This is a genomic window from Pseudomonas sp. P110(2024) (genome assembly GCF_057480795.1).
In genome coordinates, this window is sequence record NZ_JBLIYT010000006.1 from 20,961 (window position 1) to 47,813 (window position 26,853).

At 65.0% G+C, this 26,853-nt stretch carries 23 protein-coding genes; 11 read left to right on the forward strand and 12 right to left on the reverse strand.

Translation table 11 applies throughout. From position 1 onward, the window contains the following. Positions 1–59: 59 nt before the first annotated feature. Complete coding sequence (yjgA, locus tag AC25ND_RS10725; RefSeq protein WP_028689647.1) at positions 60–581, forward strand: ribosome biogenesis factor YjgA; 522 nt, start codon at positions 60–62, stop codon at positions 579–581. A gap of 77 nt (positions 582–658) precedes the next feature. Here yjgA and tldD read toward each other — a convergent pair whose 3' ends face one another. The 8 genes from tldD to mreB form a co-directional block, all read right to left on the reverse strand. After that, positions 659–2,098, reverse strand: coding sequence for a metalloprotease TldD (tldD, locus tag AC25ND_RS10730; protein ID WP_028689646.1), 1,440 nt, complete (start codon positions 2,096–2,098; stop codon positions 659–661). Between the two features lie 2 nt (positions 2,099–2,100). Further along, the gene (locus tag AC25ND_RS10735; protein WP_028689645.1) at positions 2,101–2,952 is read right to left on the reverse strand and encodes a carbon-nitrogen hydrolase family protein; all 852 of its coding nucleotides are present in this window, start codon (positions 2,950–2,952) and stop codon (positions 2,101–2,103) included. A 12-nt stretch (positions 2,953–2,964) separates the two neighbouring features. Further along, a complete protein-coding gene (locus AC25ND_RS10740; protein ID WP_486976298.1) occupies positions 2,965–6,780 on the reverse strand; it encodes a YhdP family protein in 3,816 nt (1,271 codons plus the stop codon). An 82-nt stretch (positions 6,781–6,862) separates the two neighbouring features. Then, positions 6,863–8,320 (reverse strand): ribonuclease G, encoded by a 1,458-nt coding sequence (gene rng / locus AC25ND_RS10745; RefSeq protein WP_028689643.1) that lies wholly within the window; start codon positions 8,318–8,320, stop codon positions 6,863–6,865. A gap of 81 nt (positions 8,321–8,401) precedes the next feature. After that, the gene (locus AC25ND_RS10750; RefSeq protein WP_028689642.1) at positions 8,402–9,001 is read right to left on the reverse strand and encodes a Maf family protein; all 600 of its coding nucleotides are present in this window, start codon (positions 8,999–9,001) and stop codon (positions 8,402–8,404) included. A 32-nt stretch (positions 9,002–9,033) separates the two neighbouring features. Next, positions 9,034–9,522, reverse strand: a complete 489-nt coding sequence (gene mreD, locus AC25ND_RS10755; protein WP_028689641.1) for a rod shape-determining protein MreD — start codon at positions 9,520–9,522, stop codon at positions 9,034–9,036. Further along, positions 9,522–10,499: a rod shape-determining protein MreC gene (gene mreC, locus AC25ND_RS10760; protein ID WP_028689640.1), complete on the reverse strand. Its 978-nt coding sequence runs from the start codon at positions 10,497–10,499 to the stop codon at positions 9,522–9,524. Before mreC ends, mreD begins: the two co-directional genes overlap by 1 nt. Before the next feature lie 221 nt (positions 10,500–10,720). Then, positions 10,721–11,758 (reverse strand): rod shape-determining protein MreB, encoded by a 1,038-nt coding sequence (gene mreB / locus AC25ND_RS10765; RefSeq protein WP_003255163.1) that lies wholly within the window; start codon positions 11,756–11,758, stop codon positions 10,721–10,723. 203 nt (positions 11,759–11,961) lie between these two features. Here mreB and gatC point away from each other — a divergent pair, with 203 nt between their 5' ends. The 6 genes from gatC to AC25ND_RS10795 all read left to right on the forward strand — a co-directional run bounded on the left by gatC (position 11,962) and on the right by AC25ND_RS10795 (position 17,135). Next, the gene (gatC, locus tag AC25ND_RS10770; RefSeq protein ID WP_028689639.1) at positions 11,962–12,249 is read left to right on the forward strand and encodes an Asp-tRNA(Asn)/Glu-tRNA(Gln) amidotransferase subunit GatC; all 288 of its coding nucleotides are present in this window, start codon (positions 11,962–11,964) and stop codon (positions 12,247–12,249) included. A 15-nt stretch (positions 12,250–12,264) separates the two neighbouring features. Further along, positions 12,265–13,716 (forward strand): Asp-tRNA(Asn)/Glu-tRNA(Gln) amidotransferase subunit GatA, encoded by a 1,452-nt coding sequence (gene gatA, locus AC25ND_RS10775; RefSeq protein WP_028689638.1) that lies wholly within the window; start codon positions 12,265–12,267, stop codon positions 13,714–13,716. 11 nt (positions 13,717–13,727) lie between these two features. Continuing rightward, positions 13,728–15,173 carry an Asp-tRNA(Asn)/Glu-tRNA(Gln) amidotransferase subunit GatB gene (gatB, locus tag AC25ND_RS10780; protein WP_028689637.1) on the forward strand — a complete coding sequence of 482 codons (1,446 nt, stop codon included), beginning with the start codon at positions 13,728–13,730 and terminating at the stop codon, positions 15,171–15,173. A gap of 55 nt (positions 15,174–15,228) precedes the next feature. Beyond that, positions 15,229–15,633, forward strand: coding sequence for a septal ring lytic transglycosylase RlpA family protein (locus AC25ND_RS10785; RefSeq protein ID WP_486976299.1), 405 nt, complete (start codon positions 15,229–15,231; stop codon positions 15,631–15,633). A 61-nt stretch (positions 15,634–15,694) separates the two neighbouring features. Continuing rightward, positions 15,695–16,738: a calcium/sodium antiporter gene (locus AC25ND_RS10790; protein WP_062364517.1), complete on the forward strand. Its 1,044-nt coding sequence runs from the start codon at positions 15,695–15,697 to the stop codon at positions 16,736–16,738. Positions 16,739–16,748: 10 nt separating this feature from the next. Then, the gene (locus tag AC25ND_RS10795; RefSeq protein WP_028689634.1) at positions 16,749–17,135 is read left to right on the forward strand and encodes a carboxymuconolactone decarboxylase family protein; all 387 of its coding nucleotides are present in this window, start codon (positions 16,749–16,751) and stop codon (positions 17,133–17,135) included. A 393-nt stretch (positions 17,136–17,528) separates the two neighbouring features. On the opposite strand, the gene AC25ND_RS10800 is transcribed toward AC25ND_RS10795, so the two are convergent. Both AC25ND_RS10800 and AC25ND_RS10805 read right to left on the reverse strand, forming a co-directional pair. Then, entirely contained in the window at positions 17,529–18,884 is a 1,356-nt protein-coding gene (locus AC25ND_RS10800) for an amino acid permease (RefSeq protein ID WP_028689633.1), read from the reverse strand. 48 nt (positions 18,885–18,932) lie between these two features. Then, a complete protein-coding gene (locus AC25ND_RS10805) occupies positions 18,933–19,874 on the reverse strand; it encodes an AEC family transporter (protein ID WP_028689632.1) in 942 nt (313 codons plus the stop codon). A 189-nt stretch (positions 19,875–20,063) separates the two neighbouring features. On the opposite strand from AC25ND_RS10805, the gene AC25ND_RS10810 reads away from it, so the two are divergent. Beyond that, a complete protein-coding gene (locus tag AC25ND_RS10810; protein ID WP_486976300.1) occupies positions 20,064–21,698 on the forward strand; it encodes a phospholipase in 1,635 nt (544 codons plus the stop codon). Between the two features lie 14 nt (positions 21,699–21,712). Further along, the gene (locus AC25ND_RS10815; protein WP_062364522.1) at positions 21,713–21,901 is read left to right on the forward strand and encodes a hypothetical protein; all 189 of its coding nucleotides are present in this window, start codon (positions 21,713–21,715) and stop codon (positions 21,899–21,901) included. A gap of 119 nt (positions 21,902–22,020) precedes the next feature. Here the strand turns inward: AC25ND_RS10815 and AC25ND_RS10820 are convergent, their stop codons facing one another. Both AC25ND_RS10820 and AC25ND_RS10825 read right to left on the reverse strand, forming a co-directional pair. Beyond that, a complete protein-coding gene (locus AC25ND_RS10820) occupies positions 22,021–22,581 on the reverse strand; it encodes a response regulator transcription factor (protein WP_028689629.1) in 561 nt (186 codons plus the stop codon). After that, positions 22,581–23,837 carry an ATP-binding protein gene (locus tag AC25ND_RS10825; RefSeq protein WP_028689628.1) on the reverse strand — a complete coding sequence of 419 codons (1,257 nt, stop codon included), beginning with the start codon at positions 23,835–23,837 and terminating at the stop codon, positions 22,581–22,583. Before AC25ND_RS10825 ends, AC25ND_RS10820 begins: the two co-directional genes overlap by 1 nt. A gap of 201 nt (positions 23,838–24,038) precedes the next feature. Between AC25ND_RS10825 and AC25ND_RS10830 the strand changes: the two genes are divergently transcribed. Both AC25ND_RS10830 and AC25ND_RS10835 read left to right on the forward strand, forming a co-directional pair. Beyond that, positions 24,039–24,761, forward strand: coding sequence for an SIMPL domain-containing protein (locus AC25ND_RS10830; RefSeq protein WP_028689627.1), 723 nt, complete (start codon positions 24,039–24,041; stop codon positions 24,759–24,761). Between the two features lie 311 nt (positions 24,762–25,072). Continuing rightward, positions 25,073–26,698, forward strand: a complete 1,626-nt coding sequence (locus tag AC25ND_RS10835; protein WP_236247772.1) for an ABC transporter substrate-binding protein — start codon at positions 25,073–25,075, stop codon at positions 26,696–26,698. Positions 26,699–26,853: the final 155 nt, after the last annotated feature.

The window sequence follows — 26,853 nt, forward strand, 5'->3', positions numbered from 1 at the left end:
GGCCGGACAAGCGGCCCCCGACTGGTTATCATGGCGGCGATTTCCTGCGGACTGCCCCCATGGTTGATTCTTACGACGACGCCTTCGACGGCGAAAAAAGCAAAACCCAGATCAAGCGCGAGCTGCATGCGCTGGTCGAGCTCGGTGAGCGCCTCACCACCCTCAAGGCCGACACCCTGGCCCGCCTGCCGTTGACCGACGAGCTGCGCAAGGCGCTGGAAGAGGCCAGCAAGCACACCGCCCACGGCGCCCGCAAACGCCACATGTCGTTCGTCGGCAAGCTGATGCGCGTGCAGGACCTTGACGCCATCCATGCCGTGCTCGAGCAGGTCGACAGCTCGACCCGCCAGTACAACGAGCGCTTTCACGGCCTCGAGCGCTGGCGCGATCGCCTGATCGACGGCAACGACGAGGACCTCGAACGCTTCGTCAACGAGTTCCCCGACACCGATCGCCAGCACCTGCGCTCGCTGATCCGTCATGCCCAGCACGAGAAGGCGCGGAACAAGCCGCCTGCGGCTGCGCGTAAAGTGTTCAAGTACATCCGCGACCTCGACGAGGTCCAGCGCGGTCTGCGTTGAGGCCATCGCGGGGCAAGCCCGCTCCCACGCTGCCTTTGCAGGCATCTGTGGGAGCGGGCTTGCCCCGCGATTGATCATCAAGCCCCTGTACCACCGACAGTGATCGCATCCAGCTTCAGGGTCGGCTGGCCAACGCCTACCGGCACCGACTGCCCATCCTTGCCGCACGTACCCACGCCGCTGTCCAGCGCCAGGTCGTTGCCGACCATCGACACACCCCTCATCGCCTCCGGACCATTGCCGATCAGCGTCGCGCCCTTCACCGGCGCGGTAATCTTGCCGTCCTCGATCAGGTAGGCCTCGCTGGTGGAGAACACGAACTTGCCGCTGGTGATGTCCACCTGGCCACCGCCAAGGTTGGCGCAATAGATGCCCTTCTTCACCGAGCGGATGATTTCCTCCGGGTCGCTGTCGCCAGCACGCATGTAGGTGTTGGTCATGCGCGGCATCGGCAGGTGGGCGTAGGATTCACGCCGGCCGTTGCCCGTCACCGCCATGCCCATCAGGCGGGCGTTGAGCTTGTCCTGCATGTAGCCCTTGAGGATGCCGTTCTCGATCAGCGTGGTGCATTCGGTCGGGGTGCCTTCGTCGTCGATGCTGAGCGAGCCGCGGCGGCCCTCCAGGGTACCGTCGTCGACAATGGTGCACAGCTTCGAGGCCACTTGCTCGCCGATACGCCCACTGAACGCCGAACTGCCCTTGCGGTTGAAGTCGCCTTCCAAACCGTGACCGACCGCCTCGTGCAGCAGCACCCCGGACCAGCCCGGGCCAAGCACCACCGGCAGCGTGCCGGCCGGCGCCGGAATGGCCTCGAGGTTGACCAGCGCCTGGCGCAACGCCTCGCGGGCATAGCCCATCACCCGCTCCTCGGTGAAGTAGCGGTAGTCGGTACGCCCGCCACCGCCCTGCCCGCCGCGCTCGCGACGACCGTTCTGCTCGACGATCACGCTGACGTTGAAACGCACCAGCGGACGTACATCGGCGGCCAGGCTGCCATCGGCGGCGGCGACCAGGATCCGCTCCCAGACCCCGGCCATGCTCACGCTGACCTGCTGGATGCGCGGATCGAGGGCGCGGGTGGCGGCATCGACGCGCTTGAGCAGGTCGACCTTCTCGGCGCGGCTCAGCACATCCAGGGGATTGTCAGACGCATACAGGGCAGTCACATCCTGGCTGCGGAACGCCTGCACCTTGCCATCCTGCCCGGCACGGGAGATCGAACGGGCGGCGCGGGCCGCCGAGGTCAGGGCTTCGAGGTTGATCGCGTTGCTGTAGGCGAAGCCGGTCTTCTCGCCGGACTGGGCGCGCACGCCCACGCCCTGGTCGAGGTTGAAGCTGCCCTCTTTGACGATGCCGTCCTCCAGCGCCCAGGTTTCCGAGATCTGGCCCTGGAAATACAAGTCGGCGGCATCGATGCCGGGGCCGGCCAGCTCGCCCAGCACCGTCTGCAGGCTGTCGAGGGTCAGGCCGCCCGGGACCAGGAGCTGCTCGCTGACGGTGGATAAAATCTCGCTCATAGTCACTCCGAGGTGTGCGCAGGCCGCAAGGCGTCCTGCGAGAAAAAGCGCCGGTGCGTAACCACCGGCATGCGCGCCCGGATGGACGCCTGTTCTTCACTGTCGCGCGTGGCGAGCAATACCGCTTCGCCCCGCGCCTGTTGCGCGACGATCCGCCCCCAGGGGTCGACGATCGCCGCCTGGCCGTGGGTTTCCCGCGGCCCCGGATGCAGGCCGCCCTGGGCGGCCGCCAATACATAGCACTGGGTCTCGATGGCCCGTGCGCGAATCAGTACTTCCCAATGCGCCGCTCCGGTCACCGCGGTGAACGCCGCCGGCGCGCTGATCAGTTCGGCCCCGGCGGCACGCAAGGCGCTGTACAGCTCAGGGAAGCGCAGGTCGTAGCACACCGACAGGCCCAGCCGGCCCACGGGCGTGTCGGCCACCACCACCTGGCTGCCGTGGGCGTAGTCGTCCGACTCGCGGTAACGACCGCGGTTGTCGGCCACATCCACATCGAACAGGTGCAGCTTGTCGTAGCGGGCGGCGATCTCGCCGTGCTCATCGACCAGCAGCGAACAGGCGTGGGCCTTGGCTTGCGGCTGGCCGACCGGGGGCAGCGGCAAGGTACCGGCGACTATCCATAACCTGAGGTCGCGGGCGGTGCGTTTCAACCAGGGCAGGATCGGCCCCTCGCCCAGCGCTTCGGCCCGACCGATGGCCGCCGCGTCGCGACGGCCCATGGCGGCGAAGTTCTCCGGCAGCACCGCCAGGCGCGCGCCACCTGCGGCGGCCTGCTCGAGCAGTGCCGTGGCACGTTGCAGGTTGGCCAGCACATCGTCCTGGCTGACCATCTGGATCACAGCTGACGTCATGACCACCCCAGGTTATTTGTCGAAAGGTTTCACAAAGGTGATTTTAGGCTCTTTGACCGGACCTTCGACGCGATAGTGCACACTGGCGAAACGCGCCACCCGGTCACCGATCAGGCGGTCGACCAGGAACAACGCGCCACCGATCGCCGGCGCGCCGACGATCAGCGCGGCCAGCGGCAAGTTGTTGGTCACCGGCAGCGTCACCAACAGCTTGGCATCGATCCGATCACGGACAAAATCCATGGTGCCGTCGAGCTCGAAGTTGCTCGACGGCCCGGTGACGGTGATCGGCTCACGGGTCACGTAGACCCCTTCGCTGGCCACCAGCAACCCCTTGACCCGGTCATAGGCCAGGCCCTTGCTGAACAGGTCGGAGAAGTCCAGGCGCAGGCGCCGGCCGATGGAGTTGAAGTTGAGCAGCCCGAACACCCGCAAGGCCTGGGCGCTGCCCTCGACCTCGACGAACTGGCCACTGCGCAACGCCGCGTCGAGGCTGCCGGAGTAACGGTTGAGGCTGACCCAGGCCGGCGAGCCCGGCCAGCGGCCGTCCACGTCCATGCGGAAGTCGCGGCTGGTGACGGTAGGCGCGAAGCCCCAGGCCTTGAGCACATCCCCCAGGTTCTTGCCATCCAGCCGGCCCTTGTACCAGCTCGAACTGCTGCCCGGCTCCCCTTCCCAGCCACCGCTGCCATCGATGTGCAGGCCCTTGAGGTCCAGGTCGATATCGTTCATGGCCATGCCTTTGGGCGTCTGGCGCAGCTTCAGGTTGGCGCTGCCGAACAGGTCGTCACCGCGGTACAGCTTGTCGATGGTCAGGTCCAGCGGCGGCACCTTGCGCGGGTCGACCCCGGCCAACGGATCCGGCGCATGTTCGTCCTGGGCTTCGTTCGGGTCGGCGGGCGGCAGACGCAGGCTCTGCAGGCGGATGGTCATGGGCGTGACCTTGGCATCGGGAATGCGCGCGTTGCCGATGACTTCCTTGCTGTCCAGGCGCAGGTCCCAGGCCGGACCGCCGCGCATCAGGCGGATCACCGCCTGGTTGAGGTCCATGCCGAAGGCCTTGAGCTGGCCGATGCTCAGGTCCACGCTCTGCAGGTTCTGCCGGGCGCTGCCGCCCGGGTCCTTGCCGGCCAGGCGCTCCATCTGTTGCTGCCAGGGCGCCAGGTCCAGGGTCTCGAGCCGGCCACGCACACGCAGGCCCTGGCCACTTGGGAGGCTGGCGTCGCCCGTACCCAGCAACAGTTCGCCACGCCCCTGGGCCAGCTTGTCGGCGGGCGCGGCGTAGGCGAAGCGGGCAAGGTCGGCGTAGCTGGCGTCGATGCGCCGCTCGGGGCCTTGCAGGGTCAGGCCGAAGCGGCTGTCACGGGTTTCCCCGGCGGCCTTGCCAAAGGGGGCCGGCAAGTCGATGGCCAGGCCCTTGAGCGAGGAGCTGACACTCAAGCGGTTGTCTCGGCCGCCGAATGTCACCTGCAACTGATAGGGCAACTCGCCCGAGGCCGGCAGCGGCTGCTGGTACTGCAACCAGTCAGTCAGGACCTTGAGGCCGACCTGGCCGTTGGCGTTGATGCGGGTCTGGATCTGCCCGCCCTGTCCTTCGGCGGTGATCTGCGCGGTCACCGGCTTGCCGAAGGCATGCAGGCTAATGCCGTTGCCGCTAAGGCCCTTGTCGAAATCGAACGTGAAATCGCCTTTGAGCTGAGTCAGTTCCAGGCTTGGCGGCGCCACTTTCAGGGTTGCGTCGCTGGTCGAGAAGTCCACCAGCACCTTGGGCCGTTGCCCATGGGCCAGGGGGATATCGAGCTTGACCTTGCCTTTGAGCGGGCCTTCACCCTCCCAACCTGCAAAGATCTCTCCCGTGCCGATGGGCGCCTCCTTGAGGATCTTCAGGCCATCGCCAAGGCTGCCGTCGAAGTCTCCGTCGAGGAACAGGTGGCTGTGCTGGTCGCCCTCGACATGGGGAATGTCGACACTGACATCGCTGACCCGGGTGTCCAGCAGCAGCCCTTTGCGGGCGTGGATGCGCACGCCGGTGTCTTCGATGTAGACATTGCCGTCGACCTGCTGCACCTGCGGCCAACCCGGCTGGAAATCCAGCGCGGCGTCGTGGACCTTGAAGAACAGGCTGATATCGCGGGCATGGGGCGGCGCATTGTGGTGCAGCGAGCCCTGGTACTGGAAGTAGCCCTCGTCGACATTGCCCTTGACGATGGCGCTGCGCAGCCATTCGTCCAGGGCCGGGCTGAGCACCTCGGGCAGGTACTTGGCGGTGTAGCGACCGTCGCCCTCGGTGAGGCCGACGCGCAGGTCCATGTAGTCTTCATGGCCCGGTTGCAGATGGATGCGAATCAGGAAGTCCGCGGCGATCTTGCCCTCGTCACCCAGCACCTTGATGTAGGGGGCGACCAGGGTGAAGGCTTCCTTGTCCAGGGTCCAGGTCAGCCGCGCGTTGGCTTTCGGGTAATGCCAGGGTTTGCCGAAGATCGGATACAGATGCAGCATGAAGGCCTGGGTATCCAGGCGCAGTTCGCCGTGCCCGAGATCACCGCTGATGGCGCCGCTGACGTTGCCGGCGGCCGGCGCGCCGTGATAGGCGTCGAAGCCGACTTTCTCCAGGTTGGCGGCGAACTGCAACCGCTGGTCGCCCTCGGCCTTGGGGCGGATGTCCAAGCGCACGTTGCGCAGGGCGCCGGTCACCTTGAGCGCGTCGACCACCGTCATCAGCTTGTCCGGCAACGGCGCCAGGGCGTCGATCACCGAGGTCAGCGGGGTCAGGTCGAGGCGATCGGCCTGCACCTGCCAGCTTTCCTCGGCCGGGCTCTGGCCAGGACGCTGCGCCAGCTGCAGGTGCGACTCCCAGCGGGTCTTGCCCAGGCTCATGGCCAGGGAGTCGACGACGACGTCAAAGCCCTGGTCCTGGCGCTGGAACCAGGCCGACAGAGCCAGGTTGTCCAGGGTAATGGCCTTGCGCCCGGTGTAGGCGCCCTTGAGCTGTGGGGCGTTGAGGCGAACCATCGCCTGCTGCAACTGCCCCTTGCTCCAGTCGATCCAGAACTCGCCACCGGCACGCAGGGTGTCGGCCTGCCACTGGCCCAGCAGCTGCGGCGGCAGCCAGCGCGCCCAATCGCTTTGTGGCAGGCTCAGGTAGGCCTGCACGCGGCCGTCGCGCCAGGTCTTGGCGGTGGCACGACTGTTCAGGCTAAGGGCCAGGGGCTGGCCATCGGGCAGCGTGGCGCGCAGGTCGACGCTCTGGCGCGACGCTCCGGCCTGCAATCCCAGGCTGACATAGGTGAGGGTCAGAGGATCGCGCTGCCAGGGATGCAGGGTGACCTGGCTGTCGAATACATCGATCCGCCCCAGTTGGCGCAGGCGCTTGAGCACATCGGCCGGGTCGAGCGGCGCATCATCCTGCTGCGGCAGGCCTTCGAGGGTCCAGGCGCCCTGCTCGCGTTCGCGCAGGATCAGTTGCAGCCCACTGAGCTGGATGCGCGCCAGGCGCACTTCGCGGGCCTTGAGGCTGGCCCACAGGTCGGGCACCAGCTTGACGTCGTCCAGGCGCAAGGCCGCCTTGCCTTCGCCCAGCTGCAGGTCGCGCACGCGCAACACCGGCGCCAGGCCACTCCAGCGCCCTTCCAGGGCACCGACGTGCACGGGCATGCCCAAGGCCTGTTCGGCCTTGAGTTCGGCGTCGGCACGGTATTCGGCGACCAGGGGTACCAGTTGCCGACCGAGGCTGACATACAGCGCCACCAGCACCGCCAGCAGGGCGCAGATCCCCAGCCCCCAGCGGGTCAAGGCGCCCAGAACGCGGGTCAGACGTTCCATGGCCATGGCCCTCCAAGTCGTCCCTTAACTATGGCCGGTGAATAGCGATTTGCCAGCCCGTCCATGGGGCGACCGCCTTTAGCGAAGGTCAGAGCAGCACCACATCATATTGTTCCTGGGAATACATGGACTCCACCTGGAAGCGGATGGTTCGCCCGATGAACGCTTCCAGCTCGGCGACGTTGCCCGACTCTTCATCGAGCAGGCGGTCCACCACTTTCTGGTTGGCCAGTACCCGATAGCCCTCGGCCTGATAGGCGCGGGCCTCGCGCAGGATCTCGCGGAAAATTTCGTAACAGATCGTCTCGGGGGTTTTCAGCTTGCCGCGCCCCTGGCACGCCGCGCAGGGCTCGCACAGCACCTGCTCGAGGCTTTCGCGGGTGCGCTTGCGGGTCATCTGCACCAGGCCCAACTCGGTGATGCCGATGATGTTGGTCTTGGCATGGTCGCGTTCGAGCTGCTTTTCCAGGGTGCGCAGGACCTGACGCTGGTGCTCCTCGTCCTCCATGTCGATGAAGTCGATGATGATGATCCCGCCGATATTGCGCAGGCGCAGTTGTCGGGCAATGGCGGTAGCAGCCTCGAGGTTGGTCTTGAAGATGGTCTCTTCGAGGTTGCGATGGCCGACGAACGCCCCGGTATTGACGTCGATGGTGGTCATCGCCTCGGCCGGGTCGACCACCAGGTAGCCGCCCGACTTGAGCGGCACCTTGCGCTCGAGGGCGCGCTGGATCTCGTCTTCCACGCCATACAGGTCGAAGATCGGCCGCTCGCCGGGGTAATGCTCCAGGCGATCAGCGATCTCCGGCATCAGCTCGGCGACGAACTGCGTGGTCTTCTGGAAGGTTTCCCGCGAGTCGATGCGGATCTTCTCGATCTTGGGGTTGACCAGGTCACGCAGGGTGCGCAGGGCCAGGCCAAGGTCCTCGTAGATGACCACGGGCGCCCCGCAGGTCTTGATCTGCGAACCGATCTGCTCCCACAGGCGGCGCAGGTAGCGGATGTCCTGGAGGATGTCCTCGGCGCGGGCGCCCTCGGCGGCGGTGCGCAGGATGAAACCACCGGCGTCCTTCATGTCTTCCTGGGCCATGCAGTCGGTGACCACCTGCTTGAGGCGCTCGCGCTCGGCTTCTTCCTCGATCTTCAGGGAAATGCCGACATGGCTGCTGCGTGGCATGTACACCAGGTAGCGCGACGGAATCGACAGCTGGGTGGTCAGGCGCGCGCCCTTGCTGCCGATGGGGTCCTTGGTGACTTGCACCACCAGCGCCTGGCCTTCGTGCACCAGCGCGGTGATGTTCTCCACCGCCGAGCCTTCGCGCTGGGAGATCTCCGAGGCATGGATGAACGCCGCCCGCTCCAGGCCGATGTCGACGAATGCCGCCTGCATGCCCGGCAGGACCCGCACCACCTTGCCCTTGTAGATGTTGCCGACGATGCCACGGCGTTGGGTGCGCTCAACGTGCACCTCCTGCAGGACGCCGTTCTCCACCACCGCCACGCGTGACTCCATCGGGGTGATGTTGATCAGGATCTCTTCACTCATGGCAGGCTCTCGTCAAAGGTCTTGGGTAATGATGGATCGCTGCGGGATGGCTGGCTAGGCTCGGTACGAAATGTAAAGGCCCTAACGCGGTGTCGTGTCCTCTTGCTGCTGCCAACAGGGGATGGCGAACTGTTCGAGCAGCTCGGCAGTCTCGCTCAGGGGCAGGCCGACCACGGCCGAGTAGCTGCCTTCGATAGCGCTGACGAACACCGCGCCCAGGCCCTGGATGGCATAGCCGCCGGCCTTGTCGACCGGTTCGCCGCTGTCCCAGTAGCGCAGTGCTTCCTCGAAGGAGATGGTGCGAAAACGCACGGTGGTGCTGACGCAGCGGCTGATGCTGCGCTGGCCGTCGGTCAGCGCCACGGCGGTGAGCACCTGGTGCTCGCGCTTGGACAGGTCGCCAAGCATGGCCAGCGCCTGCTCGCGGTTCTCCGGCTTGCCGAGGATCTGGCCATCGAGCACCACGGTAGTGTCGGCGCCCAATACCACCCCGGCGCCGTCGGTGTGGGCGAAGCCCGCCACGGCCTTGGCCTGGGCCAGGCGCTCGACATAGGCCGCCGGGGCTTCGCCCGGCAGCGGGGTTTCATCGATGGGCGCGCTGACGACGGTGAACGGCACGCCGATCTGGGTCAGCAGTTCACGCCGGCGCGGCGAACCGGAGGCCAGGTACAGCTGAGTCATATGGACATCTCCCTGTCAGTGGCGGCGGGCCGTCAATGAATGTGCAGGCGAACGCGCAGGCCGCGCAGGGCGAAACTCACCCAGGGCCAGAGCAGGGCACTGATCACCGCCGACCAGACCAGGGCCAGGGTCGGCAGGCGATTGCCGGTGAGCGCGCTCAGCCACAGCTGGATCAGCTGGGCGATGCCGAAGATCACCAGGATCACCAGGCTCTGCTGCCACATGGGGAACATGCGCAGGCGCTGCTGCAACGACAGCACCAGGAAGGTGATCAGGGTGAGAATCAGGGCATTCTGGCCAAGCAGGGTGCCGTACAGCACGTCCTCGGCCAGGCCGAGCAGGAATGCCGTGGTCATGCCGACCTTGCCGGGCACGGCGAGGGTCCAGAAGGCCAGCAGCAGGGCCAGCCACATGGGCCGGAATACTTCCATGAACTGCGGCATGGGCGAGACGCTGAGCAACAGGCCGATGGCGAAGGTCAGCCAGATGGCCCAGCCGTTTCTGCTACGGGTGCTGGCCATTATTGTCTCCGGGGTTGAGCCGGCGCGGCGGCCGGTTGGGCCGACGCCGGGCTGGCCGTCGTTGGCGCAGCCGCAGGCGCCGTACCTGGCGCGGGCTGCGCGGCATGGGCCGGCGCGGGTGTCGCGGGCGTGGCCGCTGGCGGAGTGTGGCCGGCGCCTTGGCGGTCGGCCTCTTCCTGGGCAATCGCCGCCTCGGTAGCGCGCTCTTCCGGGGTGCGTCGGTCGCTGAACACCAACAGCATGTAGCGGCTGCGGTTGAGCGCGGCGGTCGGAATGGCACGGACGATGGCGAACGGCTGGCCGGAGTCGTGGATCACTTCGTTGACCGTAGCCACCGGGTAACCGGCCGGGAAACGCTGGCCCATGCCGGAGCTGACCAGCAGGTCGCCTTCCTTGATGTCGGCGGTGTCGGCCACATGGCGCAGCTCGAGGCGCTCCGGGTTGCCGGTGCCGCTGGCGATAGCGCGCAGACCGTTGCGGTTGACCTGTACCGGAATGCTGTGGGTAGTGTCGGTGAGCAGCAGCACCCGCGAGGTGTACGGCATCAGCTCTACCACCTGGCCCATCAGGCCGCGGGCATCGAGCACCGGCTGGCCGAGGAACACGCCGTCGCGCTCGCCCTTGTTGATCAGGATGCGGTGGGTGAAGGGATTGGGGTCTACACCGATCAGCTCGGCGACCTCGACCTTCTCGTTGACCAGCGCCGAGGAGTTGAGCAACTCGCGCAGGCGCACGTTCTGCTCGGTCAGGGCCGCCAGCTTCTGCAGGCGCCCCTGCAACAGCAGGGCCTCGGTCTTGAGTTTCTCGTTCTCGGCGATCAGCTCGGTGCGGCTGCCGAACTGGCCGGCCACGCCTTGCCACATGCGCTGCGGCAGATCGGTGATCCAGTAGGATTCCATCAGCACCAGGCCCATCTGGCTGCGCACCGGCTTGAGCAGGTCGAAACGCGAATCGACCACCATCAGCGCGACCGACATCACCACCAGCACGAGCAGGCGAACGCCCAGCGAGGGGCCCTTGGAGAAAAGCGGTTTAATGGGCCGTTCCTCGTGGACGACTCAGAAGGTCATGGGACATGGAGCAATGCACCGGCCTGCTGCGGGTTGACGGAAACGGCGCCCGGGCGGGCGCCAGCACAGCGCATACAGGTAGCACTGTGCGTGCCACCTGTAAACCTGAGGATGCTACTGCGCAGCGATCACTCGCTGGAGAGCAGGTCCATGGCGTGCTTGTCCATCATCTCCAGGGCACGACCACCGCCGCGGGCGACACAGGTCAGCGGGTCTTCGGCGACGATCACCGGCAGGCCGGTTTCCTGAGCCAGCAGCTTGTCGAGGTCGCGCAGCAGCGCGCCACCACCGGTCAGCACCAGGCCACGCTCGGCGATGTCCGAGGCCAGCTCGGGCGGCGATTGCTCCAGGGCGCTCTTGACCGCCTGGACGATGGTCGCCAGGGACTCCTGCAGCGCTTCGAGCACTTCGTTGGAGTTCAGGGTGAAGGCACGCGGTACGCCTTCGGCCAGGTTGCGGCCACGGACGTCGACTTCGCGCACTTCGCCGCCTGGGTAGGCAGTACCGATTTCCTGCTTGATGCGCTCGGCGGTGGATTCGCCGATCAGGCTGCCGTAGTTGCGGCGCACGTAGGTGACGATGGCTTCGTCGAAGCGGTCGCCGCCGACGCGCACGGATTCGGCGTAGACCACGCCGTTGAGCGAGATCAGGGCGATCTCGGTGGTACCGCCACCGATATCGACGACCATCGAGCCGCGAGCCTCTTCGACCGGCAGGCCGGCACCAATGGCAGCGGCCATCGGCTCTTCGATCAGGAACACTTCGCGGGCACCGGCACCGAGAGCCGATTCACGGATAGCACGACGCTCGACCTGGGTCGACTTGCACGGCACGCAGATCAGCACGCGAGGGCTAGGCTGCAGGAAGCTGTTTTCGTGCACTTTGTTGATGAAGTACTGCAACATTTTTTCACAAACGCTGAAGTCGGCGATCACGCCATCTTTCATCGGGCGGATGGCCGCGATGTTGCCAGGCGTACGGCCCAGCATGCGCTTGGCTTCGGTCCCGACTGCGACGACGCTTTTCTGGTTGCCGTGGGTACGGATGGCAACCACCGAGGGCTCATTCAGGACGATACCGCGCTCACGCACGTAAATAAGGGTGTTGGCAGTACCCAGGTCGATGGACAGATCGCTGGAAAACATGCCACGCAGTTTCTTGAACATGGGAAAGTGACCCTGGGGAAAGCGTGGGTAAAAAAGTGCGGCAAACTCTAACAATGGCAGGGATTTTGGGCAAGGAGCCAATATGTTAAATTGGCTGTTTTTCCGAGCATGCCTGCCGATGATCGCGGCCCTTTGACCGCCAGAATCCCAGCATGTTCCTCATTTGCGGACTCATTCCGTCTGTCGTTTTCCTGGAGATCCCCATGGCGCTTCAACGCTCCGACGTGGAAAAGATCGCCCATCTGGCCCGCCTGGGCCTGAATGAAGGCGAATTGCCACGCACCACCGATGCCTTGAACAGTATTCTCGGGCTGGTCGACCAGATGCAAGCCGTCGACACCACCGGCGTGGAACCCCTCGCCCACCCGCTGGAGACCACCCAGCGCCTGCGTCCCGACCAGGTCACCGAAAGCAACCAGCGCGACCGCTACCAGGCCGTTGCTCCGTCGACCGAGAACGGTCTGTACCTGGTTCCGAAAGTCATCGATTAAGGGATAGCGCCTGCCATGCATCAACTCACTCTGGCCGAGATCGCCCGTGGCCTCGCCGACAAGTCGTTCTCCTCGCAAGAACTGACCGGCGCCCTGCTGTCGCGTATCAAGCAGCTCGACCCGCAGCTCAACAGCTTCATCACCGTCACCGAGACCCAGGCCCTGGAGCAGGCGCGCGCCGCCGACGCCCGTCGCGCCGCCGGTGAAACCGGTGCGCTGCTCGGCGCGCCGATCGCCCACAAAGACCTGTTCTGCACCAACGGCGTGCGTACCAGTTGCGGCTCGAAGATGCTCGACAACTTCACCGCCCCGTATGACGCCACCGTGGTCGCCAAGCTGGCCGAGGCTGGCATGGTCACCCTGGGCAAGACCAACATGGACGAATTCGCCATGGGCTCGGCCAACGAGTCCAGCCACTACGGCGCGGTTAAGAACCCGTGGAACCTCGAGCACGTGCCGGGCGGCTCGTCCGGCGGCTCGGCCGCCGCCGTGGCCGCGCGCCTGCTGCCGGCCACCACTGGCACCGACACCGGCGGCTCGATCCGCCAGCCGGCGGCGCTGACCAACCTCACCGGCCTGAAGCCGACCTACGGCCGCGTGTCGCGCTGGGGCATGATCGCCTACGCCTCGAGCCTCGACCAGGGCGGCCCGCTGGCCCGCACCGCCGAGGACTGCGCCCTTCTGCTGCAAGGCATGGCCGGCTTCGACGCCAAGGACTCGACCTCGGTCGACGAGCCGGTGCCGGACTTCAGCGCCAACCTGAACGCCTCGCTGCAAGGCCTGCGCATCGGCCTGCCGAAGGAATACTTCGGCGCCGGCCTCGACCCGCGCATCGCCGACCTGGTCCAGGCCAGCGTCAAGGAGCTGGAGAAGCTCGGCGCGGTGGTCAAGGAAATCAGCCTGCCGAACATGCAGCACGCCATCCCGGCGTACTACGTGATCGCCCCGGCGGAAGCCTCCTCCAACCTGTCGCGTTTCGACGGCGTGCGCTTCGGCTACCGCTGCGAGGCCCCCAAGGACCTCACCGACCTGTACAAGCGATCCCGTGGCGAAGGCTTCGGCGCCGAAGTGCAGCGCCGCATCATGGTCGGTACCTACGCCCTGTCGGCCGGCTACTACGACGCCTACTACGTCAAGGCGCAGCAGGTCCGCCGCCTGATCAAGAACGACTTCATGAGCGCCTTCGAAGAAGTCGACGTGATCATCGGCCCGACCACGCCGAACCCGGCGTGGAAGATCGGCGCCAAGGCCGGCGACCCGGTCGCCGAGTACCTTGAAGACCTCTACACCATCACCGCCAACCTGGCGGGCCTGCCGGGCCTGTCGATGCCGGCCGGCTTCGTCGACGGCCTGCCGGTGGGCGTGCAACTGCTGGCCCCGTACTTCCAGGAAGGCCGCCTGCTCAATATCGCGCACCGTTACCAGCAAGTCACCGACTGGCACACCCGCGCCCCCAACGGCTTCTGAGGAGTTCACACATGCAATGGGAAGTTGTGATCGGGCTGGAGATTCATACCCAGCTCGCCACCCAGTCGAAGATCTTCTCCGGCAGCGCCACCACCTTCGGCTCCGAGCCGAACACCCAGGCCAGCCTGGTCGACCTGGGCATGCCCGGCGTGCTGCCGGTGCTCAACCAGGAAGCCGTGCGCATGGCGTGCATGTTCGGCCTGGCGATCAATGCCGAGATCGGCCCGCGCAACGTGTTCGCGCGCAAGAACTACTTCTACCCCGACCTGCCCAAGGGCTACCAGATCAGCCAGATGGACCTGCCGATCGTCGGCAAGGGCCACCTGGACATCGCCCTGGAAGACGGCACCATCAAGCGCATCGGCGTGACCCGCGCGCACCTTGAAGAAGACGCCGGCAAGAGCCTGCACGAAGACTTCAACGGCGCCACCGGCATTGACCTGAACCGCGCCGGCACCCCGCTGCTGGAAATCGTCTCCGAGCCGGACATGCGCAGCGCCAAAGAGGCGGTGGCCTACGTCAAAGCCATCCACGCCCTGGTGCGCTACTTGGGCATCTGCGACGGCAACATGGCCGAAGGCTCGCTGCGCTGCGACTGCAACGTCTCGATCCGCCCGAAAGGCCAGACCGAGTTCGGCACCCGCTGCGAGATCAAGAACGTCAACTCGTTCCGCTTCATCGAGCGGGCGATCAACAGCGAGATCCAGCGCCAGATTGACCTGATCGAGGACGGCGGCAAGGTGGTGCAGGAAACCCGCCTGTACGACCCGAACAAGGACGAGACCCGTTCCATGCGCAGCAAGGAGGAAGCCAACGACTACCGTTACTTCCCCGACCCGGACCTGCTGCCGGTGGTCATCGAGCCGAGCTTCCTCGACAGCGTGCGCGCCGCCCTGCCGGAGCTGCCGCCGCAGAAGGTCGAGCGCTTCCAGAGCCAGTACGGTCTGTCGGCCTACGACGCCAACGTGCTGGCCTCCAGCCGCGAGCAGGCCGACTACTTCGAGCAAGTGGTGAAGATTGGCGGCGACGCCAAGCTGGCCGCCAACTGGGTCATGGTCGAACTGGGCAGCCTGCTGAACAAGCTGGGCGTCGAGATCGACCAGTCGCCGGTCAGCGCCGAGCACCTCGGCGGTATGCTGCTGCGCATTCGCGACAACACCATCAGCGGCAAAATCGCCAAGACCGTGTTCGAGGCCATGGCCGCCGGTGAAGGCGATGCCGACGGCATCATCGCAAGCAAAGGTCTCAAGCAGGTCACCGACACCGGCGCGATCGACAAGATGCTCGACGAGATGCTCGCCGCCAATGCCGAACAGGTCGAACAGTACCGCGCCGCCGACGAGGCCAAGCGCGGCAAGATGTTCGGTTTCTTCGTCGGCCAGGCGATGAAAGCCTCGAAAGGCAAGGCCAACCCGGGGCAAGTGAACCAATTGCTCAAGGCCAAGCTCGAAGGGTGATCCCGATCGCGGGGCAAGCCCGCTCCCACGCCAGTGGGAGCGGGCTTGCCCCGCGATGATCAGCGGCAACAGCGGAGCATCCGACTTGCTAAGACGCGCCATCACCTCCCTCACCCTCTTCTCGCTCCTGGCCGGCTGCGCCAGCCATGACATCGACCCTCGCGGTTACGACCAGACCGGCACCGCCTCCTACTACGGCGCCCGCCACCACGGCAAACGCACCGCCAGCGGCGAACCCTTCAACCAGCATGGCCTCACCGCCGCCCACCGTAGCCTGCCCTTCGGCAGCCAGGTGCTGGTCACCAACCTTGCCAACCAGCGCAGCGTCGTGGTGCGCATCAACGACCGCGGCCCGCATACCCGAGGCCGGCTGATCGACCTGTCACGCGCCGCCGCAGAAAAAATCGGCATGCTCCGTAGCGGAACCGCGCGAGTCCGGGTACAAGGTCTGAACGATTGACCTGACTGGAGCCCTCGCCATTTTCGACCTGGCCACCCTTCCCGCCTTCAGCCTGCTGCAACTGGGCCTGGGCCTCGTGCTGCTGATCATCGGCGCCGAACTGCTGGTGCGCGCCGCCCTGCGCCTGGCCGGTCGCCTGCATGTGCGCCCGCTGATCATCGGCCTGAGCCTGGTGGCCTTCGGCAGCACCGCGCCACAGCTGACCGTGAGCCTGCAGGCCGCCTACCAGGGCGCACCGGACGTGGCGGTGGGCAGTGTCGTGGGCAGCAACATCTTCAACGTGCTGGTGATTCTCGGCCTGGCGGCGTTGATCATTCCGCTGCGCGTGTCGCGCCAACTGGTGCGCCTGGACATCCCGCTGATGATCCTGGCCAGCGCCCTGGTGTACCTGCTCGCGCTCAACGGCCAGCTGGGGCGCCTGGAAGGTGGCCTGCTGCTGCTCGGCCTGCTGGCTTACCTGGCCATGCTCTGGCATCAGTCGCGCCACTACGCCCGCACCTACCCCGCGCCGAGCACCCTGCATGCCAGCCCGCTGCGCTTCTGGAGCGCTGCGGTGTTGCAGATCGTCGTGGGCCTGGTCCTTCTGAGCCTGGCTGGCCACCTGTTGCTCGAGGCGGTGGTGGAGGTGGCCACCGACCTGGGCCTGTCCGAACGCATCATCGGCCTGACCGTGGTGGCCGTATGCACCTCGCTGCCGGAGCTGGCCGCCGCGCTGATCGCGGCCCTGCGTGGCGAACGGGAGATCGCCGTGGGCACGGTGATCGGCAGCAACCTGTTCAACCTGCTGGCGGTGCTGGGGCTCACGGCGGTGATCACCCCCGAGCCCTTGTCGATCTCACCCAACGCTCTGGACTTCGACCTGCCGGTAATGCTCGGCGTCGCCGCCCTGTCCCTGCCGGTGTTCTATTCCGGCTACCGGGTCACCCGCGCCGAAGGCCTGGTGTTCCTGTGCCTGTACCTGGTCTACGGCCTGCATGTGGTGGCCTTCACCACTGGCATGCCGCTGGCCGGACGCCTTGAACGACTGATGCTGTTCTATGTGATGCCCGTGCTCGGGGTCGTGCTGCTGTACACCACGGCCCGCGCCTGGCGCCGCCAACACTAAGGAAAACAACATGGCTGACACGAAACAGACCGGCGAAGGCATTCGCCGCCAGGTGATGGGCGATGCCTTCGTCGATCGCGCCCTGGGCAACGCGACTGCGTTCACTCAACCGCTGCAGGACTTCGTCAACGAGCATGCCTGGGGGAGTGTCTGGGCCCGTGACGGGTTGCCGCTGAAGACCCGCAGCCTGATCACCCTGGCGGCCCTGACCGCGCTCAAGTGCCCGCAGGAGCTCAAGGGGCACGTACGCGGGGCGCTTAACAACGGTTGCACCGTTGAGGAGATCCGCGAGGCGCTGCTGCATTGCGCGGTGTATGCCGGGGTGCCGGCGGCGATTGATGCGTTTCGGGCGGCGCAGGAAGTAATTGATAGCTATCAGGCGAGTTCTAGCGATTAAGGGCAGGCGCCCTGGCCTCGTGACTGTTACCTATGTGGGTGAACTACTGTGTAACCCATGTGGGTGATCCATACAGCTTGGCGATCAGAAGATTAACCACCCCGTCCACTAGCGACAGCTGCGCCAGTCCAGGCGCCGCCCGTACCTTCGCGACTTCAGGAGGCCTGCGTTCGGCCTCCTGAAGTCGCAATTGGCGTCGCCTGAACTATCGCGCATTTAGAAGCAAGATCAAGATCAAATGATGCGAATTCGGAGATTAGACAGTTGGCAATATTTTGACTGCCTGTGATGGCAACCGAAAGATTGAAAACAGACTTGAATGACGATATTACGTCATCCAAGCCTGCTCGGCTTCAGGACACCATAAGCCTCCCGAAACCGAACTAGATAAAATCAGGCCTGCCGCGCCTTCTTGATCCGGAACGCTACCCACAACACAGCAATCCACGCCGGAATCAACATCACCGAAATACGAATCGGCGGCGTCAGGTACATCACCACCAGGATCAGCACGATGAACGCCAGGCACAGGTAGTTGGTCAGCGGATGCCCCAGGCTACGGTAGAACGGCTGGATACCTGCCGCCAGCTTGGCCTTGCGGAATTTCAAGTGGGTGATACTGATGCTCGCCCAGTTGATCACCAACGCCGACACCGCCAAAGCCATGAGCAGGCCGAAGGCCTCACCCGGCATCAGGTAGTTGATCACCACGCACAGGCCGGTGGCGAAGGCCGACACGCCCAGCGCGGTGAGCGGCACGCCACGACGGCTGACCTTGAGCAGTTGGCGCGGCGCGTCACCCTGCGTGGCCAGGCCGAACAGCATGCGACTGTTGGCGTACACGCAGCTGTTGTAGACCGACAGCGCGGCGGTCAGCACCACGACGTTGAGGATCGTCGCCACCAGGTCGCTGTCCAGCTCGTGGAAGATCATCACGAACGGACTGCCGCCCTGCACCACCTTCTGCCACGGATACAGCGACAGCAGCACGGCCAGCGCGCCGATGTAGAAGATCAGGATGCGATAGACCACCTGGTTGGTGGCCTTCGGAATGCTCTCACGCGGGTTGGCCGCCTCGGCGGCGGTGATACCCACCAGCTCTAGGCCACCGAACGAGAACATGATCACCGCCAGCGCCATGATCAGCCCGGTGACGCCATTGGGGAAGAAGCCACCGTACTGCCACAGGTTGGCGACGCTGGCATCCGGTCCGCCGTGGCCACTGGTCAGCAGCCAGGCACCGAAACCGATCATGCTGACGATCGCCACCACCTTGACCAGGGCGAACCAGAACTCCATTTCGCCGTATACCTTCACCTGAGTCAGGTTGATGGCGTTGATCACCACGAAGAAGATCGCCGCCGTAGCCCAGGTGGGGAAGTCCGGCCACCAGTACTGCACGTAGATGCCCACCGCGGTGAGTTCGGCCATGCCGACCAACACGTAGACCACCCAGTAGTTCCAGCCCGAGACGAAACCGGCGAACTCGCTCCAGTACTGGTGGGCAAAGTGGCTGAAGCTGCCGGCGACCGGCTCCTCGACCACCATCTCGCCCAGCTGGCGCATGATCAGGAAGGCCATCAGGCCGGCGATCGCGTAGCCCAGCAACACCGACGGGCCGGCCAGCTGGATGGTCTGGGCGATGCCCAGGAACAGCCCGGTGCCGATGGCCCCGCCCAGCGCGATCAGCTGGATATGGCGATTCTTCAGCCCGCGCTGCAAGCGCTCGGGCGTGCTCTGGTCTTGCATGAAGTGTCCTTTAGGTGAGGCAGTGTTATTGGTTTTGCTTGCAATGGACTAGATCCATCCACCCCATTGCAAGAAGAAAATCCCGATGTTCGTGGTGACGGCGGCCATCAGCGTGGTGATCACGATGATCGACGCCGCCAGCTCATGGTTGCCGTTGGCTTCCCGCGCCATCACATAACTGGCCGCCGCGGTGGGGCTGCCGATGTAGAGGAACAGGATGCCAAGCTCGGCACCGCGAAAACCGCACAACCAGGCGCCAAGCGTTCCCAGCACCGGCAGCCAGACCATCTTCACCAGGCTGACATCGATGGCCAACCGGCCACTGTCGCGCAGCGCCGTCAGTGACAGGGTGCCGCCGATGCAGATCAACGCCAGCGGCAAGGTCATCTGTGCCAGGTAGTCCCCCGAGGTCAGCAGCCAGTTGGGCAGCGGCACCTGACCGTAGGCCATGGGCGTGGCCAGCAGCACGCTGATGATCAACGGGTTGCTGAGGATGCTCTTGCAGATGCTCCACGGGTCGGACTTCAGGTCCGGGCTGTACACCGCCAGGACCACGGTCGACAGCGAGTTGTACAGCAGGATCACCAGCCCGGCCAGCAGCGCGCCGAGGGATATACCGTAGTCGCCATACAGGCTGGCCGCCAGTGCCAGGCCGATCACGCCGTTGTTGCCGCGAAATGCGCCCTGCGTGTAGACGCCCCGGTCCGCCCGCGGACAGCGCCAGATCGCCAAGCCCCAGGCCAGGCCGAAACACGCCAGCGTCGCAACAACGAAGTAGAGGATCACCCCAGGTTTCACCGCAGACGCCAGGTCGGCATGGTAGATGCCGAGGAACAGCAGCGCCGGCATGCACACGTTGAACACCAGCTTCGAGGCGACCCGGTTGAAGTTGTCGTCGATCAAGCGGATGCGCTTGAGCAGCACGCCCATGAACAGCATGGCGAACACAGGGGCCGTGATGTTCAGTGTCTGGATAAGAAGGGCAAGCATGCAACGTGTTCCCGGGAATTACCGTCAGGGGCGCAATCATACGTGAGTGCAGGGGAGTTGCGCCCGCCACAGTAGCCAGATGCCCGCACAAAGAGATCTTGACGTAGGAATTTTCCTGAATATAGTAAGAATCACTGTATATATATACAGTATAAAAATGGACGATCCAGACATTGCAAGGAGCAAATCATGTCAGGAATGCACACTCTGCCTGTCGCCGCGAAGGCCCAGGTAACGCTGGTGGTCGCCGACCTCGAGCAGTTGTTCGAGGAACAGGGCGTCGCCCTGCCCGGCCCCGACAGCCATCTGATGTTGGTCATGCATGGCCACCATACCGTCAAGTATCACCGCCTTGCGCCGCCACCGGCACGCGGCCCATCCGCACGGCGCGGGCCGGAGCTGTTCTTCGAAGGCGGCGAACACACCGCCATCGGCGACAACACCCTGCTGCGCTTTGAAGCGGGTCAACCGGGTATCCCCGCCCATCAGTCGCCGCTGCCGTTGCCCAACGGCCTGAGCCTGACCTATGGCCAGGTGATTGCCTTGGGCGGCGACTTCTACGGTTTGCCCGAGCGCCCGATCGCCGATGGCGTCAACCACGCCGAACGGGTCGAGCGCTTCACCCAGGCCTTCGACTCCCTGGCGCGCCTGCCAGCGGCCAAGGCGGAAGCCGAACAGATCCTTGCGGTCATGCAGGAAGAAATCGGTGCCGCCAACCAGGCTATCAAGGACGGCCGTCAGCCCCACGAGGCCTATGACGCGCTGGGTGACAGCCTGTCGGCGCGCTGGAACCGCATCACCGGGGGCGGCAGCTTCGCCTCCGACCTGTTCCCCCTGGGCCGCTACCTGAAACTGGCCGCCAGCAACTGGGACCACTTCGGCCCCTGGGCGCTGGCGGCCTACCAGGCAGGCCACGCCGCCGCCCTGCAGCAGGCGCTCAAAGCCCGCGCCAGCGGCGAGGAGCGCGACCTGCAACTGGCCTATGCGATGAACGCCTTCGCCGACCACTTCCTCACCGACCTGTTCTCCGCCGGCCACCTGCGGGTGCCGCGCAAGGCCCTGGCCAATACCGTCACGCCGAGTGACGTCGGCTCGCTGATCTCGCGCTTCATGCACGACGAGGACAGCAAGTACGGCCTGGCCGTGCGCAATGCCGAAGGCGAGCAATGGCGCGCCTACGGCGACAAGCGCTACTTCGACAGCGTCGATGTGGCCAACCGTCGCCAGGTGGGCCGCGTCGTGCAACGGTCGGCCGACGAGGTGTTCCAGGCCTTCGCCGAAGGCCGCGCGCCGGCGGCGAAGGACTTCGCGGCGCTGCGCCTGGCGCCCGACCTGCGGGCCGCCGAGCAGGACCTGGTGCCCGGCAACTTCGCACCGCTGTACTTCCAAGACGGCAAGACCGTACTGCGGCGCAAGGATGTCAACGACCTCAACGATCGCACCCGCATCGGCGACTGGTGGGGCTGGAGCACCTACCTGCTGCTCAAGGACTACAAGCCGAACAAGCCCACCGGCTTCATCGATGCCCCGGGCACCTCGCCAGCGATCACCGGCTGGGAGCGCCGCGAGCCCGATGGCCTGAACTGGCAACGGGTCAACGCGGTGCGCTACGCCTTCAGCGTCACCGACCAGCTCAATGAGTCGTACATCGGCCCGTGGAGTGCCTATGTCGAGTTGACCGACCAGTTCCACCCGAGCGTGCAAGTGCCGGCGGACGGCAAGCAACGCGGGCGCAACCTGTTCCGCCAGTTCCGCGGCGGTTCACCGGAACTGATTGCCAGCCTGGACGGCAAGACCACGCTCTATATCGATCGCAACGCGTGACAAGGAGGTCACCGATGAATATCAAGGTCAAACTGGAACTGGCTTCGGGCCAGTCGATGGAGGGCATGCCGCTGGAGTTGCTGCGTGCCGGCAAGGTGATTGGCCGGGCGAAAGTGCCGGCAGGGGGACAGGTGGCGTTCGAGGCGCCATCGGGGGCTGGGCAGCTGGCGGTGCGGGTTGACCGCTCGGGAGGGAAAGCCTGACAAAACGCTGGGGGCCACTACGTGGCCCTTTCGCCGGCAAGCCGACTTCCACAGGGCACCGGTGATCCTTGTGGGAGCCGGCTTGCCGGCGATGGGGCGCGCAGCGTCCCCAGTGGACTTCAGCGCCGTACCGGGCGCTTCTGCAACTTGCGCTGCAGCGTGCGCCGGTGCATCCCCAGCGCCCGCGCCGTGGCGGAGATGTTGCCTTCGTGTTCGCTCAGCACCCGCTGGATATGCTCCCACTGCAGGCGATCCACCGACATCGGGTTTTCCGGCACCAGGGTGTCCAGGTCGGTGTGCTCCGAGAGCAGCGCCGCCAGTACATCGTCGGCGTCCGCCGGCTTGCACAGGTAGTTGCAGGCCCCGCGCTTGACCGCCTCGACCGCCGTGGCGATGCTCGAGTAGCCGGTCAGGATCACCACGCGCATCTCCGGGTCCAGCTCCAGCAGCTTGGGCAGCAGCACCAGGCCCGAGTCGCCTTCCATCTTCAGGTCCAGCGTGGCGTAGTCCGGCAGGTCCTGCTCAGCCAGCTTCAAGCCCTCTTCAGCAGAACCCGCGGTGCTCACGCGGAACCCGCGACGGGCCATGGCTCGCGCCATCACTCGGGTAAAGGTGGCGTCGTCGTCCACCAGCAGCAGGTGCGGCAGCTCTTCGCCTTCAACCTGGTTTTCTTCGCTCATCATGCATCTCCTCGCTTGCCATGGGGCAGGCGCAATTCGGTCAGGGTGCCACCCTGCTCATGACTATAGAGTTTCACCGAACCGCCCGCACGCGTCACGCTGGCCTTGCTCAAGAACAGGCCCAGGCCAAAGCCTTTGCCCTTGGTGGTAATGAAGGGTTTGCCGATGGCTTCGGCGATGGCCGGCGGTACGCCCGGGCCATGGTCGCGGATGCTGATGACGATGTCCTGGGCGTTCCAGTCCAGGCGCACTTCCAGGTCATCCGGGCAGGCATCGGCGGCGTTGTTCAACAGGTTCAGCAGCGCCTGGGTCAGGTCCGGCGGCGGTGTCAGCCGCGGCACCACGCCATCGCGCAGGCGCTGGAAGCGATAGCTGGCCTCCGGGCGCATCAGGTGCCAGCGGTTGAGTGCCTCGTCGAGCCAGGCGGTGACATCCTGCTCGATGATCGCCAGGCGCCGGTTGGCCTCGGCGGCGCGCACCAGTTGCTGCAGGGTCTCCTTGCACAGCTTGACCTGGTCCTGGAGGATCTGCAGGTCCTCCTGCAGCAGAGGATCGGCATGATCCTGGCGCATCTCGTTGAGCAGCACGCTCATGGTCGCCAGCGGCGTGCCCAGCTCATGGGCGGCGCCGGCGGCCTGGGTGGCCACGGCCAGCAGTTGCTCGTCGCGCAGGCTTTCTTCACGGCGTTCGGCGCGCAGGTTCTCCTGGCGGCGCAGCTCCTCGGCCATGCGCGCGGCGAAGAAGGTGATCACCCCGGCGGCCAGGGCGATGCTCAGCCACATGCCATAGACCTGCATGGTGTCGCGGGCCAGCGGCAGCGTTTCCAGCGGGTAGTACTGCACCAGCAGCAGGCTGTAGGCCACCAGGGCGATGCCCGAAAGCACCAACGAGTAGAGCCACGGCAGCGTGACCGCGGCGATCGCCAGCGGCACCAGATAATAGGAGACGAAGGGGTTGGTCGAACCGCCCGAGTAATAAAGCAGCGCACTGTGGATCAGCAGGTCGCAGGCCAGCTGCAGCGCGTATTCGAGCTCGGTGACCGGCAGCGACAGGCGCAGGCGCAGGGCGGTGAACGCACAGAGCAGCGATGACAGGGCCAGCGTCACCGCCAGCGAGAACCACGGCAACGGCAGCAGCTCGGTCCAGTAGGCAACGCCCACGGAGCCGGCCTGGGCCGCCAGCACGAGAATGCGAATAAAGGTCAGGCGCCAGAGGTTCTGGCGTGTAGCGGACAACGGTTGTGCGACGGCGAGCATGAGCTCTCCCAATGAGTGCTCCAGGAAAATCGGCTGGAGTATACCGAAGCCGGGCGCCTCGCTGCAGCGATGCGGCAAAGCGCCACACTTTGTCACAGACTCATGATGGCATTTTTGAACCCACTACACTGTTGCCGGTCTGATCGGCCATGCGTGGAACGGATGTCCTCATCCACGCCTTATCTTGCCAAGGAGCTCCACATGCACATTTCCCGTCGCGGCGCCGCCGCTGTTGCCCTGTCCTGCGGCATGCTCGCCAACCTGCCGGCCCTGGCGGCCGACGAGCCGCGCTACAACCAGGTGTCGCTGCGCGCCGAAGTCAGCAAGGAAGTGGCGCGCGACCTGATGGTCGTGACGCTGTACAGCGAAGCCCAGAACAGCGACCCGGGCAAGCTCGCCAAGGAGATCACCGAGACCATGAACAAGGCCGTGCAGCAGGCCCGCCAGGTCAAGGATGTGAAGATCAGCCAGGGCAGCCGCAACAGCTACCCGATCTACGACACCAAGGGCCAGAAGATCACCGGCTGGCGCGAGCGCGCCGAGCTGCGCCTGGAGGGAGCCGACTTCCCGGCCCTGTCCAAGCTCACTGGCGAGCTGCTGCAGGACCTGAAAATGGGCGGCATGGACTTCTCCATCGCCCCGGCCACGCGTAAGAGCAACGAGGACGAGCTGCTCAAGGATGCCGTCGCCGCCTTCAAGGCACGCGCTCAGTTAGCCACCGAGGCCTTGGGCGGCAAAGGCTACAAGGTGGTCAGCCTGAACCTCAACAGCAGCGGCTACCCGCGTCCGTACCTGCGCAGCGCGCCGATGGCGATGATGGCCAAGGGCGCCGCCGACGAGGCTGCGCCGGCACCGGATATCGAAGCCGGCACCAGCGAAGTCAGCATGAGCGCCGATGGCCTGATCGAAGTTCAGGTCCCTTGACCCACCCAACCGGATGTTCGAGGCGTGCAGAACGTCTCGGACAACGGTTTCAGACCTTTCCTACGCACCAAACGGGTGCATCTGCTTGCCGCATAAAGTGCGAAACATCCTGAAATTTTCGCCCTTTTCACCCACGCAAACGATCAACATTCGCCAAAGTTATATGGATGCGACATCCATGTACGTCCGTACCACAATTTTGGCGCCAACCATCCTGCTGAGTGTTGCATTGGGAACACCCCCTGCATAAGTATCCGCAGGTCGGCTCACGAGGCCGCCTCAATTCGAAAAATGACAACAATGAGGCCACCATGCTCAAACACGCAGTCATTCCGTTCCTGTTAGGCGCAGGCTTGCTAGCCGGCGCTCCTTCTGCCCTCGCCGCATCCAACCTGGTGTTCTGCTCCGAAGGCAGCCCAGCCGGTTTCGACCCCGGGCAGTACACCACCGGAACTGACTTTGACGCCTCCGCCGAAACCATCTTCAACCGCCTGACTCAATTCGAGCGAGGCGGCACCGCGGTGATTCCGGGCCTGGCCACCAAGTGGGAGGTTTCCGACGATGGCAAGACCTACACCTTCCACCTGCGCGAAGGCGTGAAGTTCCATACCACCGAATATTTCAAGCCCACCCGCGAATTCAACGCCGATGACGTGCTGTTCACCTTCGAACGCATGCTCGACAAGAACCAGCCGTTCCGCAAGGCCTACCCCACCGAGTTCCCTTACTTCACCGACATGGGCATGGACAAGAACATTGCCAAGGTGGAGAAGATCGACGATCACACGGTGAAGTTCACCCTCGCCCAGGTCGACGCCGCGTTCATCCAGAACATCGCCATGCACTTCGCCTCGATCCAGTCAGCCGAGTACGCTGACCAGTTGCTCAAGCAGGGCAAACCCGCCGACATCAACCAGAAGCCCATCGGCACCGGCCCGTTCGTGTTCAGCAAATACCAGAAGGACGCGCAGATCCGCTTCAAGGGCAACAAGGACTACTGGAATCCCGAGGAAGTGAAGATCGACAACCTGATCTTCGCCATCAGCACTGACGCCTCGGTGCGCATGCAAAAACTGAAGAAGAACGAGTGCCAGGTGACGCTGTTCCCACGGCCGGCCGACATCGAGCCGCTGAAGGCGGACAAGAACCTGCAGATGCCCCACCAGGCTGGCTTCAACCTCGGCTACATCGCCTACAACGTGATGGACAAGGTCAAGGGCAGCAACGAAGCGAACCCCCTGTCCCAACTCAAGGTCCGCCAGGCGCTGGACATGGCGGTCAACAAGCAGCAGATCATCGAGTCGGTGTATCAGGGTGCCGGCCAGCTGGCGGTCAACGCCATGCCGCCGACCCAGTGGTCCTATGACGACACCATCAAGGACGCCGCATACGACCCAGAGAAGGCCAAGCAACTGCTCAAGGAAGCCGGCATCAAGGAAGGTACCGAGATCACCCTGTGGGCCATGCCGGTGCAACGCCCCTACAACCCCAACGCCAAGCTGATGGCCGAAATGCTCCAGTCCGACTGGAAGAAGATCGGTATCAACGCCAAGATCGTCAGCTACGAGTGGGGTGAGTACATCAAACGCTCCAAGGCTGGCGAGCAGGGCGCCATGCTGATCGGCTGGAGCGGCGACAATGGTGACCCGGACAACTGGCTGGGCACCCTGTTCGGCTGCGACGCCATGGACGGCAACAACTTCTCCAAGTGGTGCTACAAGCCCTACGACGACCTGATCAAGCAAGCCAAGGCGACCTCCGATCAGGCCAAGCGCACCGAGCTCTACAAGCAGGCGCAACACATCCTCAAGGAGCAGGTGCCGATGACCCCCATCGCCCACTCCACCGTGTATCAGCCCATGAGCGCGAAAGTGAAGGACTTCAAGATCAGCCCCTTCGGCCTGAATTCCTTCTACGGGGTCAGCGTAGACAAGTAACGGCCGTGATCGTCCTGCCGGTTTTTCCGGCGGGACGATGACACGACCGGGCGATACGTAGGGCAATTCCCTCACGCTCGCCGGAACGCTCCCACTCCCAAATCAGTAGCGAAGCCCTGGCTCCCACATTCTGGCGCACCTATCGTCAGGACCGG